The sequence below is a fragment of the Oceanobacillus sp. Castelsardo genome (genome assembly GCF_001659985.1).
Classification (GTDB): domain Bacteria; phylum Bacillota; class Bacilli; order Bacillales; family Amphibacillaceae; genus Oceanobacillus.
Genome location: NZ_LYCS01000012.1, coordinates 77,578 through 96,313, shown reverse-complemented (window position 1 = coordinate 96,313; position 18,736 = coordinate 77,578). Strand labels below are relative to the sequence as shown.

The window sequence follows — 18,736 nt, the reverse complement described above, 5'->3', positions numbered from 1 at the left end:
AGCTGGGTAGCTACGTGTGGAAAGGATAAGTGCTGAAAGCATCTAAGCATGAAGCCCCCCTCAAGATGAGACTTCCCATCATTTTAAATGAGTAAGATCCCTCAGAGACGATGAGGTTAATAGGTTTGAGGTGGAAGCGTGGCGACACGTGGAGCTGACAAATACTAATCGATCGAGGACTTAACTAACTTCTTTTGATGTCAAGATTACTCTTATTTAGTTTTCAGGATACAAATCCTAATTGAATATTTTTTGTCTGGTAGTGATGGCGGAGAGGTCACACCTGTTCCCATACCGAACACAGAAGTTAAGCTCTCCAGCGCCGATGGTAGTTGGGGGTTCCCCCTGCGAGAGTAGGACGCCGCCAGGCAATGTCAAAAAAACATCTAGGACATCTTTCCTAGATGTTTTTTTGTATACTAAATTGCCTGTATCAATACAAACGTATATTTTGGTGAAATAATAAACAAGCTAGGAAAATGAGAGAATACTCTAAAATATGATTGAACGGCATAAAATCAAGGATACACGCATAAATTTTAATATTACTCTATCTTTAGAGCTTCCTTATTTTATTTAGATAGGGGGATTTATTATAGTATACATAAATCAAATATTAGGTGAGAACTTTTATATTATAGCCATTCGTTTATTAATTGCACTCTTCCTGTCAGGACTTATTGGCTTTGAAAGAGAAATGAATAATCATTCTGCTGGATTCCGTACACATATCTTAGTAGGTGTTGGTTCTTGTTTAATGATGCTAATGTCGCTCTATGGTTTTTCAACATTGATTGATACTTATGATAATGTCCGCTTTGATCCTGCACGAATACCATCGTACGTAATCAGTGGTATAGGGTTTTTGGGAGCAGGTACAATCATTGTTTATGGTGGAACAATAAGAGGATTAACAACAGCTGCATCTATTTGGACTGTGGCCGGATTAGGTTTAGTTGTAGGATTAGGTATGTATGGTGCAGCTATATTAGCTACATTAATCATTTTAATCAGCTTAGTATTCCTGAACAACTTTGAAAAGTTATTTCAAAGGAAACGTTCCTTTTCTTTTGTTAATATTATTATCGACCATAATACGAATCTTACTTTGTTAGTAAACTTTTTAGAACAATTTAATGTGAAAATAAATTCCATTGAAATTACTAATATTGAGAAAGAAATGAGAAAGGTTCATATTAAAGTTGAACGGAATAAAAGACTTGATAAAGTAAAACTTTATGATGAATTATCTAGATTAACAGGGGTAAGAAACATATCCGAATAAGGAATTAATTTATTATTTTGCAGTCGGTATTAAGCTATTCTAAAAACCTTACACCTAATTATATGTGTAAGGTTTTGTTTTCAATAATTTTGTCTAAAATATATAAAAGGTATTTGCATCTCAAAAATGTTGGCGTATAATAAGGGTATAGTCAAAGATAGTCAAAGTCAAATGCATTGAAAATACTGACATTAACATCACGCAAGAGGAGATGGGTCTGATGAGTAATATCTCAGATATCATTGAGCAATATTTAAAAACTGTTTTTCAAATGAAGGGCCAAAATGCTATTGAAATAAAGAGAAGTGAAGTCGCCAATCGCTTCCAATGTGTACCATCGCAAATTAATTATGTAATTAATACACGTTTTACGTTAGAAAAAGGTTACATTGTTGAGAGTAAACGTGGTGGTGGAGGATATATTCGAATTATGCGAGTGCGACATAAGGATAAATCCTCATTAATTGATGAGATTATGGAGATGGCTAATCCAACTATATCCCAACGATCGGCTACTGACATATTAGACCGACTCTTAGAAGAGGAAATTATAACGAAACGAGAGGCGAAAATTATGTTAAGTGCAATGGAACGTACCACTTTAGCATATAACCTCCCATTAAGGGATGAAATACGTTCCAGAATTTTAACCGCTATGTTATCGCAACTAAAATATTTTTAGTTTAAAATTACTATACAAAGGGTATTACATTGTACCAGTAGTTGTAGAGGGGGAAGAAAAGTGGAATGCCAAGAATGTCATAAACGTCCAGCTACACTGCATTTTACTCAAGTTATTAACGGTAAAAAGTCGGAGATAAGTGTATGTGATGTATGTGCAAAAGAAAAAGGTTATGTAACTTATCCAGAAGAGGCTTATTCACTTCATAATTTATTATCAGGCTTATTTAATTTTGATACTTCAAAAATTGAAAATCCAGCATTGCATAAAATGAAAGATTTGCAATGCCCACAGTGTAAAATGACATTTTCTCAATTTAAGCAAGTCGGCAAATTTGGATGTGCAACTTGTTATGAAACATTTTCGGATAAGTTAGATCCAATATTGAGACGTGTTCATGCCGGAAATACAAAACACTTTGGGAAAATACCTAAACGAACAGGCAATGATATACAAATGAAACGTCAGCTGTATCAGTTTAAAAGCCAATTACAGCAATTGATAGAACAGGAAGAATTTGAAGAGGCAGCTAAAGTAAGGGATCAGATAAAAGAGCTTGAAGCTAATATACGAAATAAAGAAGCAGGTGATCAAGCATGACACTCGAACATTTTATGGATGATGCTATTAGCCCTTGGATGCGCGAAGAGGGGCCAAGTAGTGACATTGTCATGAGTAGCCGCATTCGCCTTGCAAGAAATATAGCAAGCATCCCTTACCCAATTATTGCTGAAGAGGAAAAACTCGCAGAAGTAAGGCATTTTATTGAAAAGGAATATGCAAATAAGTCATTTAATAGTTATCATAATTTTGAATTTATCCCTATTAAGGAATTAACTGCTATTGAACAACGAGTTTTAGTAGAAAAGCACTTAATAAGCCCTAATCTTGCTAAACATACGAATGAATCGGCAGTAATAATCTCTGAAAATGAACAAGTATCCATTATGGTAAATGAAGAGGACCATCTTCGTATTCAGCTTTATTTCCCTGGCTTACAGTTGCGCCACGCTTTAGAAAAAGCATTTGAAATAGATGATTGGTTAGAGGAAAAGGTAAATTATGCTTTTGATGAAAAGAAAGGCTATTTAACTACTTGTCCGACCAACGTTGGTACTGGGATGCGTGCTTCTGTCATGATGCATTTACCAGCCCTTGCTCTGACGGGACAAATTAATCGAATGATGCCAGCTATTAATCAATTAGGGCTAGTTGTCAGGGGGATTTATGGTGAAGGTAGTGAAGCATTAGGGAATATTTTTCAAATTTCTAATCAAATTACCTTAGGAAAATCGGAGCAAGATATTGTAGGCGATTTAGAAAGTGTCGTAAAACAGCTAATAGATCACGAGCGAAATGCAAGAGAATTGATTATGAAGGAATCTACTACAGCATTAGAAGATCGCATCTTTCGTTCTTATGGTGTACTAGCATATAGTAGAATAATTGAATCAAAAGAGGCTTCTAGTTGCATATCAAACGTGCGATTAGGAATAGATTTAGGTATCATTAAAGATACTTCTAGGAATATACTTAATGAGTTGATGATACTTATACAACCAGGATTTCTTCAACACTATGCGAATAAAACATTAACACCCGGGGACCGAGATGTACTTAGGGCGTCACTCATCCGTGAGCGATTAAAGTTAGAGAATTAGGAGGGAAGCATTATGATGTTTGGAAGATTTACTGAGAGAGCACAAAAAGTACTAGCGTTAAGTCAAGAAGAAGCAGTTCGCCTTGGTCATAATAATATTGGGACGGAGCATATCCTTTTAGGACTTGTCCGTGAAGGAGATGGAATTGCAGCTAAAGCTTTACAATCATTAGGCTTGGAGATTAGCCAAATTCAAGAGGAAGTGGAGAAGTTAATTGGTGTCGGTAAACAACCAATGCAGTCCATCCATTATACACCTCGTGCGAAAAAGGTTGTAGAGCTGTCACAGGACGAAGCTAGGAAATTAGGTCATTCCTACGTTGGAACAGAACATATCCTATTAGGCCTTATTCGTGAAGGTGAAGGTGTTGCAGCGAGAGTATTAAACAACCTTGGAGTTAGTTTAAACAAAGCAAGACAGCAAGTCCTTCAACTATTGGGGAGCAATGAGTCACAAGCTGGCCGACAAGGTAGAGGTGGACAACAATCAAGTGCTAATACACCAACATTAGACTCCTTAGCACGAGATTTAACTCAAAGTGCTCGAGATGGAAAGATTGACCCAGTAATTGGCCGTGCAAAGGAAATTGAACGTGTTATTCAAGTATTAAGTAGAAGAACAAAAAATAACCCAGTGTTAATCGGTGAACCTGGAGTAGGTAAAACTGCAGTTGCTGAAGGATTGGCGCAGCAAATAGTAGATAATGAGGTTCCTGAAACATTGAGGGATAAACGCGTGATGACATTAGATATGGGGACTGTTGTCGCAGGTACTAAATATCGTGGTGAATTTGAAGATCGTTTGAAAAAGGTAATGGAAGAAATCCGTCAAGCTGGTAATATTATTTTATTCATCGATGAATTACATACACTAATTGGAGCTGGTGGAGCAGAGGGTGCAATTGATGCATCCAATATACTTAAACCTTCCCTTTCTCGTGGAGAATTACAATGTATTGGGGCTACAACCCTAGACGAATACCGCAAATATATTGAAAAAGATGCGGCACTAGAACGTAGATTCCAACCAATTCAAGTAGATCAGCCATCTGTAGAGGAAACCATTCAAATTTTAGGTGGATTACGTGACCGTTATGAGGCGCACCATCGTGTAACGATTACAGATGATGCAATTGAAGCAGCTGCCAGTTTATCGGATCGTTATATTACCGATCGCTTCCTTCCCGACAAAGCTATTGATTTAATAGATGAAGCTGGTTCAAAAGTTCGCCTACGCTCTTATACGATTCCACCTAATTTGAAGGAATTAGAGCATAAGTTAGAAGAGGTACGGAAAGAAAAGGATGCAGCAGTTCAAAGCCAAGAGTTTGAAAAGGCAGCATCATTACGAGACTCCGAACAACGTTACCGTGAGGAATTAGAACAGACGAAGAAAGAATGGAAAGAAAAACAAGGGCAAATGGATTCTAAAGTAACAGTAGATGATATTGCTAGTGTTGTTTCAAGTTGGACCGGGGTTCCTGTTTCTAAATTAACGAAGGATGAAAGTGACCGACTACTAAATATGGAAGGAACTTTGCATAAACGTGTAATCGGCCAAGAAGAAGCGGTCGTTGCTATTTCTAAAGCAATCCGTAGAGCTCGTGCAGGGTTAAAAGATCCAAAACGTCCTATCGGGTCATTTATTTTCCTAGGCCCAACAGGTGTTGGAAAAACAGAATTAGCTAGAGCGTTAGCGGAAGTGATGTTTGCTGATGAAGATGCAATGATTCGAATTGATATGTCAGAATATATGGAGCGACATGCAACAGCACGGCTAGTTGGTTCCCCTCCTGGGTACGTAGGGTACGAAGAAGGTGGACAATTAACGGAGAAAGTACGTCGTAAACCATATTCTGTAGTTTTACTAGATGAAATTGAAAAGGCTCATCCAGAAGTATTTAACATTTTACTTCAAGTTTTAGAAGACGGACGTTTAACAGATTCGAAAGGCCGTCTAGTTGATTTCCGAAATACTATTATTATCATGACGTCTAACGTTGGAGCAAGTGAATTAAAACGTAATAAATATGTTGGCTTTGCAATGGAAGATGATCAACAAGAATATAAAGATATGAAATCTAAAGTAATGACCGAACTGAAGAAAGCCTTCCGTCCGGAGTTTTTAAACCGGATTGATGAGACGATAGTTTTCCATTCTTTAGAGAAGAAACATATGAAAGATATTGTTACGCTTATGGTTAAACAATTACATGACCGATTACAAGAACAGGAAATAGATCTTTCCCTTACCGATAAGGCAATAGAAAAAATTGCTAACGAGGGATTTGACCCTGAATACGGAGCACGTCCATTACGCAGGTCCATTCAAAAGAATATCGAGGATTTATTATCTGAAGAAATGCTTAAAGGAACGATAGATAAGGGACAGAAAGTGAAGGTCGGTTTAAGTAATAAAGGCGATTTTATTCTCCTTTCATAAGCAGTAGGTGTAAAGCTAGAAGAATAATGTTCTTCTAGCTTTTCCTTCATCTATATAAAATGATGAAACCAGAGGCTTAGTCGCGCTTTTGAAATTCTGTGGCAAAATTGTGGTTCATCCAATTTGAATTGAAAGGAAGCTGTAACCTATACATTAAAAAAGTAAGTTACAATTAAAAGAGAGAGGGGAACGAGAATCTTGGCGAAGCGTAAGACGAAATTTGTGTGTCAGGAATGTGGTTATGAATCTGCAAAGTGGATGGGGAAATGCCCAGGATGCCATAATTGGAACACTTTAGTGGAGGAAATGGAAGCATCAACAGGAAAAGGGAGACATATATTTAATGTAGCTCAAGGTACAGCAGTCAAACCCGAAAAAATTACATCGATTGAATCCCAAGAAGAGCCAAGGATTACTACGTCCATGAAGGAATTTAATCGTGTTCTTGGTGGCGGGATTGTAATGGGATCCCTTGTATTAATTGGTGGAGACCCTGGAATAGGGAAATCTACACTATTATTGCAAGTTTCTGCACAATTAGCGGATAAACAATTACCTGTACTTTATATTTCTGGAGAAGAATCCACCCGTCAAACAAAATTAAGAGCAGATCGTTTAGGAATTAAATCAGAAGAACTATATGTGCTCTCTGAAACAAACTTATTGGATATCTCCAGACATGTGGAACAAATTAAGCCTTCCTTTGTAGTGATTGACTCCATTCAAACGATATTTAAAGAAGAGGTAACGAGTGCCCCGGGAAGTGTTTCCCAAGTGCGAGAATGTACTGGGGAGTTAATGAGATTAGCAAAGATGAATAACATTCCTATTTTTATTGTAGGTCATGTTACCAAAGAGGGAGCAATTGCTGGACCTAGAATGCTAGAACATATGGTAGATACGGTTCTTTATTTTGAAGGGGAAAGGCATCACACCTATCGTATTTTACGTGGGGTGAAAAACCGTTTTGGTTCCACCAATGAAATGGGGATATTCGAAATGAAGGAAGAAGGGCTTAGAGAGGTTATGAATCCTTCAGAAATATTTTTAGAGGAACGTTCTCATGGAACATCTGGATCAACGGTTGTCGCATCTATGGAAGGAACGCGGCCGGTTTTGGTGGAAATCCAAGCATTAATTTCTCCGTCAAGTTTTGGAAACCCAAGAAGAATGGCAACTGGTGTGGACCATAATCGTGTTTCGTTATTAATGGCTGTTTTGGAAAAACGGGTTGGGCTAATGCTACAAAACCAGGATGCGTATATAAAGGTTGCTGGTGGAGTGAAATTAGATGAACCAGCGATTGATTTAGCAATAGCTGTTAGTATTGCATCCAGTTTTCGGGATAATCCTACTAGACCAGATGATATATTTATAGGTGAGGTTGGATTAACAGGGGAAATTAGAAGGGTCTCTCGAATTGAGCAACGAGTGCAAGAGGCTGCAAAACTTGGATTTAAACGGGTTATTTGTCCTAAAAATAATTTAGATGGTTGGACACCACCTACTGATATCCAAGTGATTGGAGTCCAATCTGTTCAGGAAGCATTAGAGTTAGGGATAGAACGATAGAATGGTATGGTAGTTCGCTTGATTGAAATTTAAATTAGGCTGTTTCTTAAAGCTTTTCTGAAATGGAATGTTCATTACAGGTATGCTATGATTTAATTGGTATTATATTTCTTTTTTTATTTGTTAGGAAAATATAAAATTTTGACAAGAAGTATTTTCGGCGTAGCAAGAATTTTAATAATTACTAGGATTATTTATTGTATGAACGGTAATAATAGAATTAGGAGGTGAATGAGTTGTTAAAGATTATTGTGAATTTATTTTTTGTAATATTTGGAGGAACCATTGGATTCTTATACATTCCAGATATTATTCATTTACTAAAATTAACGAATATAAGTTGGATGACATCCCCATATCTAGGTATGGTAGTAGGTGCAATTATATTCTTTCTCATTTCCTATTGGGTGTCCGGATATATCGTTAATTTCTTAAAGTGGATTGAAGAATCTCTTATTAAGATTCCAGCAGTTGATTTATTTTTTGGTAGTATTGGTTTAATTCTTGGGTTAGTTATTGCTTACTTTATTAACATGCCCTTGCAAGATATAAATATAGATGTTATATCACAAGTATTACCACTCTTCATTATGATTTTATTAGGTTACTTTGGGTTTCAAGTTGGTTTTAAACGAAGAGATGAATTTATCAACCTGCTAAGAACATCAAAGAAGGAAAAACGCAGAATGCCGGATGATGAAACAGAGACAAGCCAGCCAAAGGCAAAAATACTAGATACGAGTGTTATTATCGATGGTAGAATTGCAGATATTTGCCAAACTAATTTTTTAGAAGGTACCATTATTATTCCACAATTTGTATTGGGAGAACTACAACATATTGCTGATTCCTCAGATGCCTTAAAACGAAACCGTGGCCGAAGAGGGCTTGATGTGCTAAATCGAATTCAAAAGGAATTACCGGTCAAAGTGGAAATATACGAAGGAGACTTCGAGGAAATTCATGAGGTAGATAGCAAACTAATTAAACTTGCAAAAGTGATTGACGGAATTATTGTTACAAATGATTTTAATTTGAATAAGGTCTGTGATTTACAAGGTGTTCGTGTCCTTAACATTAATGATTTGGCAAATGCGGTGAAACCAGTTGTTTTACCAGGAGAAGAGCTCGTTGTACAGGTTATAAAAGATGGTAAAGAACAAAATCAAGGTGTAGCTTATCTCGATGATGGAACGATGATTGTTGTGGAAGATGGTAAAGATTATATAGGTAAAACAATTGAAGTATTAATTACAAGTGTTTTGCAAACTTCTGCAGGTAGGATGATTTTCGCAAAGCCAAAATTACTTGAAAAAGCATTATAAAAGCGGTATAACTTATAAAGAGAGAGTAGAAGTGATAACATTATTCGTTATCACTTTCCTTTTTGCTATACATACTTAATTGATATATATTGCTTTAACTTGAAAGGGGATAACAACATGGCAAATGATGTACGTGTAAGATATGCACCAAGTCCAACTGGGCATTTACATATTGGTAATGCTAGAACAGCGCTTTTTAACTATTTATATGCAAGGCATTTTGATGGGAAGTTTATTATCCGTACAGAAGATACAGATGATAAACGAAATGTAGAAGGCGGAGAAGAAAGTCAGTTTAAATTCCTAAAATGGCTAGGAATCGAATGGGATGAAGGTGCTGATATTGGTGGAGAGTATGGACCATATCGTCAAACAGAGCGCCTTGATATTTACCAAAAATACGTTGATGAGTTGTTAGAAAAAGGCTTGGCATATAAATGTTATATGACAGAGGAAGAACTAGAAGCGGAACGTGAAGAACAAAAAGCTAAAGGACAAGTTCCTAAGTATTCTGGTGCGCATCGTGATTTAACGGAAGAGCAATGTTCGGCATTTGAAGCGGAAGGACGTCATCCAAGTATCCGTTTCCGTGTCCCAGAAAACAAAACCTTTACGTTTCATGATATTGTTCGTGGAGACATTACTTTTGAATCTAGTGATTTTGGCGATTGGGTTATTGTAAAGAAAAATGGTATTCCAACGTATAACTTTGCAGTAGCTATTGATGATCACTTAATGGGTATTTCTCATGTACTTAGAGGGGAAGAACATATTTCAAACACACCGAAACAAATGATGATCTATGAAACATTTGGTTGGGAACCTCCTAAGTTTGGGCATATGACATTAATTCTGAATGAAGATCGTAAAAAACTAAGTAAAAGGGATAACCATATTGTTCAATTTATTGAGCAATATAAGAATTTAGGTTATTTACCAGAGGCATTATTCAACTTCATTTCATTACTTGGTTGGTCACCTGTTGGGGAAGAAGAAATCTTTGACAAAGAAACGCTCATCCAAATATTTGATCCGGAACGTTTGTCTACATCAGCTGCTATCTTTGATCAACATAAATTAAAGTGGATGAACAATGAATATATTAAAGCAACAGATACAAAAGATGTCATTGAATTAGCAATGCCATATTTAATTGAAGCTGGAAGACTTCCTGAAGATATGGATGATGAGACAAGACAGTGGGCTGAGAACGTTATTGAATTATATCGTGAACAATTACGTTATGGACAAGAAATAGTAGAATTGACGGAGTTGTTTTTCAAAGAAGAATTAACATTAGATGAGGCATCTAAGAAAGTTCTAGAGGAAGAACAGGTTCCAGAAGTTTTACAAGTGTTTGCGGATAAATTAATTCACCTAGATGATTTCACAAAGGATTCAATAAAAGCACAAATTAAAGCAACACAAAAGGAAACTGGTCACCGTGGTAAAAAGCTATTTATGCCAATCCGTATTGCAACAACTGGACAAATGCACGGACCAGAATTACCAATGGCTATTGAATTATTAGGAAAAGATGTAATCATTTCACGCCTAGATAAAGTTCTAAAACAACTCGGAGCATAACCATTCACAAAAGTGAACAGATATAATATATTAGAAATATAAAACATAAAAGCGGAAGCGCCCTTACAGGCTAAGAACGCGACGTCCTGTCGCAATGCCTGTACTAGCACGTCCTGTGCGTCGTAGCGACGTACATTCCACTGCCGAAGGAGATAAAGGAAACACGCCACTTCATAGTGGTGTGCCGACGTTGGACGCAAAGTCTGGTTTTAGTCGGCCTTCCTTAACCGTGAATCGATGTTGACTTTCACCACAAGGGTATAAGTGCGACTAAGTCTCTGATTTCATCAATTGGCAAGTCTTCTTTATCGTACGGAGGTGAGGGAAGTATGCTAGTCGTTGGGCGCTGGAGCTAGAAACATAAAAGCGGAGCGCCCGTTTATTGACGCTTAGCTTATATAAGGAACGTAGAAAAGGGAAAGTAAAAGGTGAATAACTTACCCAGAGAGAACCGCCTAGGCTGGGAGCGGTTTTAAGTGACATTTTTGAAGTGCCCCTTGGAGTCTGTTATGGAAATGGTAGTACATGACGGCGGTACTCTACCGTTAATGGAGCATAAGTTGGGAGAGAATTCTCCAAACAGAGTGGAACCGCGCAAAAAGGCGTCTCTGTGTATTTATTACACAGAGACGCCTTTTTTTTGCAGATAGGAAAGCATTCGCCCAACCTAATAGCGAATGCCAGATTTTTTAATATAGAAATAGATTAGGGTGGAGAGTGATATGGTGATATTTAAACGCATGAAAGAGGATATGGATGTTGTATTTGAACAAGATCCAGCTGCTAGAACATATTTAGAAGTACTACTAACTTATTCTGGTATACATGCGGTTTGGGCACACCGAATTGCACATGCCTTTTATAAACGCAAGTTATTCTTTATAGCTAGGGTAATATCACAACTAAGTAGATTTCTTACAGGAATTGAAATCCACCCGGGAGCAAAAATAGGTAGGCGCTTTTTTATCGATCATGGCATGGGCGTTGTTATTGGTGAAACCTGTGAAATTGGTGATAATGTAACTATATTTCAAGGGGTTACACTTGGAGGAACTGGAAATGAAAAAGGAAAACGTCATCCGACTATAAAAGATAATGCACTGATATCTACAGGAGCAAAAGTGCTTGGTTCGATTACAATAGGGGAAAACTCCAAGGTAGGTGGAGGTGCGGTAGTGGTAAAGGATGTTCCGGATAATTGTACCGTAGTTGGGGTGCCAGGGAGAGTGGTTGTTCAAGATGGTATAAGAGTAAGAAGAGATTTAGATCACCAGAATATGCCCGATCCTGTTGCAAGTACTATTAAAGAATTAAAACAAGAAGTGGAAACGTTACGTGAGGAAATTGCCAAATTGAAAGAAGGGAACAAATCATTATGACGATAAAAATTTATAATACACTAACACATGAAAAAGAGGAATTTAAACCACTTGTTGAAGGTAAGGTTAGCATGTATGTTTGTGGACCAACAGTATACAACTACATTCATATAGGAAATGCTAGACCAGCGATTGTTTTTGATACAGTACGTAGATATTTTGAATACCGAGATTTTAAAGTGGATTATGTTCTGAATTTTACAGATGTGGATGATAAAATTATTAAGGCAGCCAATGAATTGGGTGAGGAAGTTCCAAGCATTTCTGATAGATTTATTAATGCCTATTTAGAAGATGTAGATGCATTAGGGGTAAAAAAGGCAACTCACAATCCTAGGGTAACAGAAACAATGGATGATATTATTGACTTTATAGCGGTATTAATTGAAAAAGGGTATGCTTATGAAGCGGGAGGAGATGTATATTTTAAACCTCGAGCTTTTGAAGGGTATGGCAAACTTTCTCACCAGTCCATAGATGAATTGCGTTCAGGTGCGAGAATTCAAATTGGAGAAAAGAAAGAGGATCCATTAGACTTTGCTTTATGGAAAAGTGCGAAAGAAGGAGAAATATCTTGGGATTCGCCATGGGGAAATGGACGGCCCGGTTGGCATATTGAATGCTCCGCCATGGTGAAGAAATATTTAGGAGATACGATAGATATTCATGCTGGTGGTCAAGACTTGACTTTCCCACATCATGAAAATGAGATTGCTCAATCAGAAGCAAATACAGGAGAAACCTTTGCAAACTACTGGATGCATAATGGTTATATCAATATTAATAATGAGAAAATGTCTAAATCATTAGGGAATTTTGTGTTAGCTAGGGATTTAATAGCTAAACATGACCCACAAGTTCTTCGCTTTTTTATGTTAAGTGTTCATTACCGAAATCCGATAAACTTTACGGAAGAATTATTACAAAGTGCACAAAATAGTTTTGAACGAATCAAAACGGCTTATCAAAATTTAGAACATCGAAAAGAAACAAGTATGGATTTAGTAGTTCATAACGATGAATGGATGGAAAAAATTAAGAAGTTAAAAGAAAAATTCGAGCAAGAGATGGACGATGATTTTAACACTGCAAATGCTATCTCTGTTTTATTCGATTTATCAAAAGAAGCCAATGTTTACTTACAACTAGAGCAAACATCAACAGAGGTGATACATGCATTCCAAGAGACAATTGCTACGCTTTTAAATGTTTTAGGTATTACTCTTAACCAAGAGCAAGAATTATTAGATGAGGATATTGAAAACTTAATTAAAGAACGTAATCAGGCTAGGAAAGATCGTGATTTTAGCCGTGCTGATGAAATACGAGATATGCTCAAAGGTAAAGGGATTATATTAGAAGATACACCACAAGGAGTACGGTGGAAAAGAGGATAAGGAATTATGAAGTTAGATGTGAAACAAATGAAAAGTTTAAGTCTTGCTTATATGGGAGACGCAATATATGAGGTATATATTAGAGAACATCTTTTAAACAACGGCCAAATAAAGCCTAATGATTTGCATCATAGTGCTGTTTCATTTGTTTCGGGAAAGGCACAAGCGAAAGTGATTCTACAATGGTTAGATCAAGGAATTTTATCAGAAGAAGAGGAGCGGGTTGTTGCGAGAGGGAGAAATGCAAAATCCGGCTCCACTCCAAAAAATATTAGTATCCAAACATATCGATATAGTACGGCATTTGAAGCTCTAATTGGTTATCATTATTTAGCTAAAAATCAGGACCGTTTAGAAGAGTTACTTAAAAGAGCCGTGCGGGTTATCGAAGAAAGGAGTGAATAAGCGTATGAATCAAGAAATTATTATGGGGAAAAATCCGGTTATAGAAGCTTTAAAAACGGGGAGATCTGTTAATAAAGTCATGATTTCGGAACATTTAAATCAAAATGTACAAGGGAAACTACAACAATTAGCTAAAGAAGCCGGTACCGTTGTTCAAAAAGTACCAAAAACGAAACTGGATCAAATTAATTCTGGTAATCATCAAGGAGTGATTGCGTATGTAGCGTCATACGAATATGTAACATTAGATGATTTATTTCAACATGCTAAAAACAAAGAGGAGGAACCGTTTTTTATCATATTAGATGAATTAGAAGATCCTCATAACTTAGGATCTATATTAAGAACGGCAGATGCCACTGGGGCGCATGGTGTCATCATTCCAAAGCGACGTTCTGTTGGACTTACAGCAACTGTAGCGAAAACAGCGGCTGGTGCCATAGAACATATTCCTGTAGCAAGAGTGACAAATATTGCAAATACAATTGATGAATTAAAAGAAAAGAACGTTTGGGTTGTTGGTACAGAAGCGGAAGCAACAGAAGATTACCGAGAGTTAGATGGTGCATTACCAATTGCAGTTGTTATAGGAAATGAAGGAAAGGGAATTAGTAGATTAGTTAAAAAGAAATGTGACTGGACCGTAAGTCTTCCGATGAAAGGGAAGGTTTCTTCATTAAATGCCTCTGTAGCCTGTAGTCTATTACTTTATGAAGTTTATCGTAAACGATATCCAATAGGAGAGCACTGATGGTTATCGTTGTAGTAGATGGCTATAATATTATTGGGGCATGGGATGGATTAAAGCAATTAAAGGATAAAGACATAGGTCAAGCACGAGATCGCCTGATTGAATTAATGGCCGAGTATCAGTCTTATTCGGGATATCGGGTCATTATTGTCTTTGACGCTTACTATGTAAGGGGCATTGAAAATAAATTAGAGGAGTTTAATGTTGAAATAATTTATACGAAAGAAAAGGAAACGGCAGATGAATGTATTGAAAAATTAGTAAAAAAATTAAAGAATGTTAAAACCCAAGTATATGTGGCAACTTCAGACTATACGGAACAACGTACTATTTTTGCCCAAGGTGCATTAAGGAAATCAGCACGTGAATTATATATTGAATTAAAAGATGTTGAACGGCAAATCGTAGAAAATATCGAAAGCCATAAACAAATAAAACCTCAAACTAAAATAGAATTGGATGAATCTATTTTAAACAAGTTCGAAAAAATGAGAAGAGGCGAGTTCTCTGAGTAGAGGTTGTTCAAAAGGTCCAGTGGAATATTGTCGATAAAAAGGGAAAATAATCGAATACCTTTAGTTATTTTTGTTTTTTTCTATATATTTTAAAAATCACCCCGAGCGAGTATTGACGCTTGTTTAAACGGACTGTATAATGTTCTTTAAAGTGCACTGCGTGGGATTGGGAGGGCTTTTTTCTTGAATATCGAGCGATTAGAAGAAGAAAATAAAAGCATACATTTGCTTGATGATGAAGGAATTTTAGCTCTAATTCATCAGGGGAATAGTCATGCTCTTGACTATTTAATACAAAAATATCGGAATTTCGTGCGAGCAAAGGCGCGTACATATTTTCTTATTGGAGCGGATAAGGAGGATATTGTCCAAGAAGGGATGATTGGTTTATATAAAGCCATTCGTGACTATAATGAGGACAAGCTGACTTCTTTTAAAGCGTTTGCAGAACTTTGTATTACTCGTCAAATTATTACAGCGATTAAAACTGCCACAAGGCAAAAACATATACCGCTTAATTCTTACGTATCTTTGGACAAGCCTATTTACGATGAAGAATCAGAGCGTACTTTATTGGATATTATTGAAGGTTCAAAAGCGAGTGATCCGCAAGAATTATTGGTTAATAGAGAAAAAATGGGAGATATGGAATTGAAGTTATCTGAACTACTTAGCGAGTTAGAGAAGAAAGTACTTCAATTATACCTTGATGGAAGAACCTATCAAGAGATCTCTATAGATCTAAAAAGACATGTGAAATCAATTGACAACGCACTTCAACGGGTGAAGAAGAAATTAGAACAGTTATTGGAATCTAATGAAATTGAGATTAAGTTGTAAATAATGATATATTGACATCATGTAGGATAGCATGCTACATTTAGAAGAAAAGAAACTTCAGTTATAAAGGTGAAAATATGAGCAAAAAGGTTACTCTAGCGTGTGCGATATGTTCAAGTAGAAACTATTCAACTAATAAAAATGTATCAACAAAATCTACTCGTTTAGAAGTACGCAAATTTTGCAAGATATGTGGAAAACATACATTGCATCGCGAGACGAAATAAATGGTTTCATTAGTGATTGCATTTGGTAGAGTAGGGGGGTACAACTTTGTTTAAATTCTTAAAAGACGTTTCGAGGGAAATGAAGAAGGTTAGTTGGCCTAAAGGGAAAGAATTAACCAACTATACTATTATAGTCGTTACTACTGTAGTATTGATGTCCATATTCTTTATGATTATAGACCAGTTAATTACTTTAGGTTTAAATCTACTTTAGTAACCTTTTGAATAATTATGATATAATTATGCTATAATGATAATAAATAACTTCGAAATAAAACCCGCAAATAACGGGTTTTTTTAAATTGCATAAAAACTAGTAACGGAATAATCTATCGTAATTAAGGGAGGGAAGGGCGAAGAAAGCCCTAGTCTAATGGAGAAACAATGGTATGTCGTTCATACGTATTCAGGATATGAAAATAAAGTAAAAATGAATTTAGAAAAACGCGTCGAAACAATGGGCATGGAAGAAAAAATCTTTCGTGTTATTGTACCAGAAGAGGAAGAAACAGAAATTAAAAATGGTAAGAAAAAAATAGTGAAAAAGAAGTTTTTCCCTGGGTATGTTTTGACAGAAATGATCATGACAGATGATTCATGGTATGTTGTACGTAATACACCAGGAGTAACCGGGTTTGTTGGGTCAAGTGGACATGGTTCTAAGCCAACACCATTATTGCCTGATGAAGTGGAAACCCTGTTGAAACAGTTGGGCGTAAACGAGACTCGTGTTGAAGTTGACTTTGAATTGAATGAAAATGTCCGTGTGAAAGAAGGTCCGTTTGCTGACTTTACTGGAACTATCGAAAACATTGACATAGATAAACAAAAGATCAAAGTTCATGTTAATATGTTTGGGAGAGAAACACCGGTTGAACTCGATTTCTCTCAAGTTGAAAAGTTATAATTTGTCGTAGGTTAACAGGAACGGGGTCTTGACTACAAGATTTCAAGAGATTCTATGATAGATAAGAGGGGAACAGCTAGTTAATCATACGTTCAAAAAAGGCTTACCTTGTATATTGTTTCAGACAAAAACTTGCATTATTTTATTATTCATGATAAAATTCCTATGTTAATTCACGCTCTGAATAAGAGTGTTTAATATGAGTGGGAGGGGACAAATTGCCCCTATTACCACATCACGGACTTTAAGGAGGTGTGTCTCGTGGCTAAAAAAGTAATTAAAGTTGTTAAATTGCAAATCCCAGCAGGTAAAGCTAATCCAGCGCCACCAGTTGGACCAGCATTAGGTCAAGCGGGTGTTAACATTATGGGATTCTGTAAAGAGTTTAATGCGCGTACACAAGAACAAGCGGGTCTAATTATTCCTGTAGAAATTACGGTATTTGAAGACCGTTCATTTACATTTATCACTAAAACTCCACCTGCAGCTGTATTGCTTAAAAAAGCAGCTGGACTTGATAAAGCGTCAGGTGAGCCAAATAGTAATAAAGTTGCTACGCTTAAACGCGATAAAGTAAAAGAAATTGCAGAAACAAAAATGCCTGACCTTAACGCGGCTGATGTAGAATCAGCAATGCGCATGGTTGAAGGTACTGCAAGAAGTATGGGAATTGTTATCGAAGACTAATCTAGCAAGCGATAAAATTGCTAGAGTGAATTTTTAATACGGTATAGGGTTGCGAGTATTGCCATAAATCGCAACCTTTTTCGTGAGTGTGATAAAACTATCGCGCGATTTATAAAAGTTATCGCTTTTATAAGTGGGAGGTATTACCGTTATAACCACAATAGAGGAGGAAATGAAATGGCTAAAAGAGGTAAAAATTATCAAGAAGCTGTAAAGCTAATTGATCGTAACAAAGTTTATGAAATTACAGAAGCTGTTCAACTAGCAAAAGAAGCTGCTAAAGCTAAATTTGATGAAACTGTTGAAGTGGCATTTCGTTTAGGAGTAGATCCTAAGAAAGCTGACCAGCAAATTCGTGGTGCAATGGTGTTGCCACACGGTACTGGTAAAACACAACGCGTGCTAGTGTTCGCTAAAGGTGAAAAGTTAAAAGAAGCAGAAGCAGCTGGCGCTGATTATGTTGGAGATTCCGAATACATTAACAAAATCAACCAAGGTTGGTTTGAGTTCGATGTTATCGTAGCTACTCCAGATATGATGGCTGAAGTTGGTAAATTAGGACGTGTATTAGGACCTAAAGGTTTAATGCCAAACCCTAAAACCGGAACAGTTACTTTTGAAGTGGAAAAAGCAGTTAACGAAATTAAAGCTGGTAAAGTTGAATATCGTGTAGATAAATCATCGAACATTCATGTTCCGATTGGTAAAATTTCATTTGATAATGAAAAACTAGCAGATAACTTCAAAGCTTTAGTTGAACAAATTGTTAAAGTTAAACCACAATCTGCAAAAGGAACATACTTGAAGAATGTTTCTATCTCATCTACAATGGGACCTGGAATCAAAATAGATATTTCTGATTTTCGTTAATCGGTTATTGACATCCGTATATAGGTTTGTTATAATAACCTTCGTTGTTACAAAATAATATGTTATACCGTAGACAGTAGGGGCTATATAAAGCTTAATGATCCTACCGAGGTTTTTATAAACAAACTTAATGGATTAGGTAATTTATGTTTGTAATATAAAGCTCTCATGTCTACGTGAGAGCTTTTTCTATATGATGTACTT

At 36.4% G+C, this 18,736-nt stretch carries 19 protein-coding genes, 2 rRNA genes and 2 other annotated features; all 21 genes read left to right on the top strand.

The window, feature by feature from the left end; all coding sequences use genetic code 11:
• Nucleotides 1-188: ribosomal RNA gene (locus A9178_RS16370) — 23S ribosomal RNA — on the top strand; the annotation flags it as partial.
• Nucleotides 189-255: 67 nt separating this feature from the next.
• A 5S ribosomal RNA gene (gene rrf / locus A9178_RS16365) occupies nucleotides 256-370 on the top strand.
• 327 nt (nucleotides 371-697) lie between these two features.
• Complete coding sequence (locus A9178_RS16360; protein ID WP_231889873.1) at nucleotides 698-1,285, top strand: MgtC/SapB family protein; 588 nt, start codon at nucleotides 698-700, stop codon at nucleotides 1,283-1,285.
• 220 nt (nucleotides 1,286-1,505) lie between these two features.
• On the top strand, nucleotides 1,506-1,967 hold the full coding sequence (locus A9178_RS16355) for a CtsR family transcriptional regulator (RefSeq protein ID WP_068677216.1): 462 nt from the start codon (nucleotides 1,506-1,508) through the stop codon (nucleotides 1,965-1,967).
• A 60-nt stretch (nucleotides 1,968-2,027) separates the two neighbouring features.
• On the top strand, nucleotides 2,028-2,567 hold the full coding sequence (mcsA, locus tag A9178_RS16350; RefSeq protein ID WP_068677214.1) for a protein-arginine kinase activator protein McsA: 540 nt from the start codon (nucleotides 2,028-2,030) through the stop codon (nucleotides 2,565-2,567).
• The gene (gene mcsB / locus A9178_RS16345; protein WP_068677212.1) at nucleotides 2,564-3,628 is read left to right on the top strand and encodes a protein-arginine kinase McsB; all 1,065 of its coding nucleotides are present in this window, start codon (nucleotides 2,564-2,566) and stop codon (nucleotides 3,626-3,628) included. The genes mcsA and mcsB overlap by 4 nt, the downstream gene beginning before the upstream one ends.
• 12 nt (nucleotides 3,629-3,640) lie before the next feature.
• Nucleotides 3,641-6,070 carry an ATP-dependent protease ATP-binding subunit ClpC gene (gene clpC, locus A9178_RS16340; protein WP_068677210.1) on the top strand — a complete coding sequence of 810 codons (2,430 nt, stop codon included), beginning with the start codon at nucleotides 3,641-3,643 and terminating at the stop codon, nucleotides 6,068-6,070.
• A 198-nt stretch (nucleotides 6,071-6,268) separates the two neighbouring features.
• Nucleotides 6,269-7,642 carry a DNA repair protein RadA gene (gene radA, locus A9178_RS16335; protein WP_068677208.1) on the top strand — a complete coding sequence of 458 codons (1,374 nt, stop codon included), beginning with the start codon at nucleotides 6,269-6,271 and terminating at the stop codon, nucleotides 7,640-7,642.
• Nucleotides 7,643-7,878: 236 nt separating this feature from the next.
• Entirely contained in the window at nucleotides 7,879-8,967 is a 1,089-nt protein-coding gene (locus A9178_RS16330) for a PIN/TRAM domain-containing protein (protein ID WP_068677206.1), read from the top strand.
• Nucleotides 8,968-9,084: 117 nt separating this feature from the next.
• Nucleotides 9,085-10,554 (top strand): glutamate--tRNA ligase, encoded by a 1,470-nt coding sequence (gene gltX / locus A9178_RS16325; protein ID WP_068677204.1) that lies wholly within the window; start codon nucleotides 9,085-9,087, stop codon nucleotides 10,552-10,554.
• A 399-nt stretch (nucleotides 10,555-10,953) separates the two neighbouring features.
• Nucleotides 10,954-11,167: a binding site (T-box leader), on the top strand.
• Nucleotides 11,168-11,282: 115 nt separating this feature from the next.
• A complete protein-coding gene (gene cysE / locus A9178_RS16320; protein WP_068677227.1) occupies nucleotides 11,283-11,933 on the top strand; it encodes a serine O-acetyltransferase in 651 nt (216 codons plus the stop codon).
• Nucleotides 11,930-13,330 (top strand): cysteine--tRNA ligase, encoded by a 1,401-nt coding sequence (gene cysS / locus A9178_RS16315; RefSeq protein WP_068677202.1) that lies wholly within the window; start codon nucleotides 11,930-11,932, stop codon nucleotides 13,328-13,330. The genes cysE and cysS overlap by 4 nt, the downstream gene beginning before the upstream one ends.
• Nucleotides 13,331-13,336: 6 nt before the next feature.
• Entirely contained in the window at nucleotides 13,337-13,735 is a 399-nt protein-coding gene (locus A9178_RS16310) for a Mini-ribonuclease 3 (RefSeq protein ID WP_068677200.1), read from the top strand.
• A 4-nt stretch (nucleotides 13,736-13,739) separates the two neighbouring features.
• A complete protein-coding gene (rlmB, locus tag A9178_RS16305; RefSeq protein WP_068677198.1) occupies nucleotides 13,740-14,486 on the top strand; it encodes a 23S rRNA (guanosine(2251)-2'-O)-methyltransferase RlmB in 747 nt (248 codons plus the stop codon).
• Nucleotides 14,486-15,001: an NYN domain-containing protein gene (locus A9178_RS16300; RefSeq protein WP_068677196.1), complete on the top strand. Its 516-nt coding sequence runs from the start codon at nucleotides 14,486-14,488 to the stop codon at nucleotides 14,999-15,001. The genes rlmB and A9178_RS16300 overlap by 1 nt, the downstream gene beginning before the upstream one ends.
• A gap of 183 nt (nucleotides 15,002-15,184) precedes the next feature.
• Complete coding sequence (gene sigH, locus A9178_RS16295; protein ID WP_068677193.1) at nucleotides 15,185-15,841, top strand: RNA polymerase sporulation sigma factor SigH; 657 nt, start codon at nucleotides 15,185-15,187, stop codon at nucleotides 15,839-15,841.
• Nucleotides 15,842-15,918: 77 nt separating this feature from the next.
• On the top strand, nucleotides 15,919-16,068 hold the full coding sequence (gene rpmG, locus A9178_RS18755; protein WP_082918241.1) for a 50S ribosomal protein L33: 150 nt from the start codon (nucleotides 15,919-15,921) through the stop codon (nucleotides 16,066-16,068).
• 46 nt (nucleotides 16,069-16,114) lie between these two features.
• The gene (gene secE / locus A9178_RS16290; RefSeq protein ID WP_068677191.1) at nucleotides 16,115-16,282 is read left to right on the top strand and encodes a preprotein translocase subunit SecE; all 168 of its coding nucleotides are present in this window, start codon (nucleotides 16,115-16,117) and stop codon (nucleotides 16,280-16,282) included.
• A 159-nt stretch (nucleotides 16,283-16,441) separates the two neighbouring features.
• Nucleotides 16,442-16,975, top strand: coding sequence for a transcription termination/antitermination protein NusG (gene nusG, locus A9178_RS16285; RefSeq protein ID WP_068677189.1), 534 nt, complete (start codon nucleotides 16,442-16,444; stop codon nucleotides 16,973-16,975).
• Between the two features lie 261 nt (nucleotides 16,976-17,236).
• Nucleotides 17,237-17,662 carry a 50S ribosomal protein L11 gene (rplK, locus tag A9178_RS16280; protein ID WP_068677187.1) on the top strand — a complete coding sequence of 142 codons (426 nt, stop codon included), beginning with the start codon at nucleotides 17,237-17,239 and terminating at the stop codon, nucleotides 17,660-17,662.
• A 177-nt stretch (nucleotides 17,663-17,839) separates the two neighbouring features.
• Nucleotides 17,840-18,532, top strand: a complete 693-nt coding sequence (gene rplA, locus A9178_RS16275; RefSeq protein WP_068677186.1) for a 50S ribosomal protein L1 — start codon at nucleotides 17,840-17,842, stop codon at nucleotides 18,530-18,532.
• Nucleotides 18,533-18,581: 49 nt separating this feature from the next.
• Nucleotides 18,582-18,731: a sequence feature (ribosomal protein L10 leader region), on the top strand.
• Nucleotides 18,732-18,736 lie beyond the last annotated feature (5 nt).

Excerpts from the sequence above, each read along its gene's own strand:
- mcsB (WP_068677212.1), top strand. The coding sequence starts at position 2,564 with ATGACACTCGAACATTTTATGGATGATGCTATTAGCCCTTGGATGCGC.
- clpC (WP_068677210.1), top strand. The coding sequence starts at position 3,641 with ATGATGTTTGGAAGATTTACTGAGAGAGCACAAAAAGTACTAGCGTTA.
- nusG (WP_068677189.1), top strand. The coding sequence starts at position 16,442 with ATGGAGAAACAATGGTATGTCGTTCATACGTATTCAGGATATGAAAAT.
- rlmB (WP_068677198.1), top strand. The coding sequence starts at position 13,740 with ATGAATCAAGAAATTATTATGGGGAAAAATCCGGTTATAGAAGCTTTA.
- A9178_RS16355 (WP_068677216.1), top strand. The coding sequence starts at position 1,506 with ATGAGTAATATCTCAGATATCATTGAGCAATATTTAAAAACTGTTTTT.
- gltX (WP_068677204.1), top strand. The coding sequence starts at position 9,085 with ATGGCAAATGATGTACGTGTAAGATATGCACCAAGTCCAACTGGGCAT.
- rplA (WP_068677186.1), top strand. The coding sequence starts at position 17,840 with ATGGCTAAAAGAGGTAAAAATTATCAAGAAGCTGTAAAGCTAATTGAT.
- A9178_RS16310 (WP_068677200.1), top strand. The coding sequence starts at position 13,337 with ATGAAGTTAGATGTGAAACAAATGAAAAGTTTAAGTCTTGCTTATATG.
- cysS (WP_068677202.1), top strand. The coding sequence starts at position 11,930 with ATGACGATAAAAATTTATAATACACTAACACATGAAAAAGAGGAATTT.
- rpmG (WP_082918241.1), top strand. The coding sequence starts at position 15,919 with ATGAGCAAAAAGGTTACTCTAGCGTGTGCGATATGTTCAAGTAGAAAC.
- A9178_RS16300 (WP_068677196.1), top strand. The coding sequence starts at position 14,486 with ATGGTTATCGTTGTAGTAGATGGCTATAATATTATTGGGGCATGGGAT.
- A9178_RS16360 (WP_231889873.1), top strand. The coding sequence starts at position 698 with ATGAATAATCATTCTGCTGGATTCCGTACACATATCTTAGTAGGTGTT.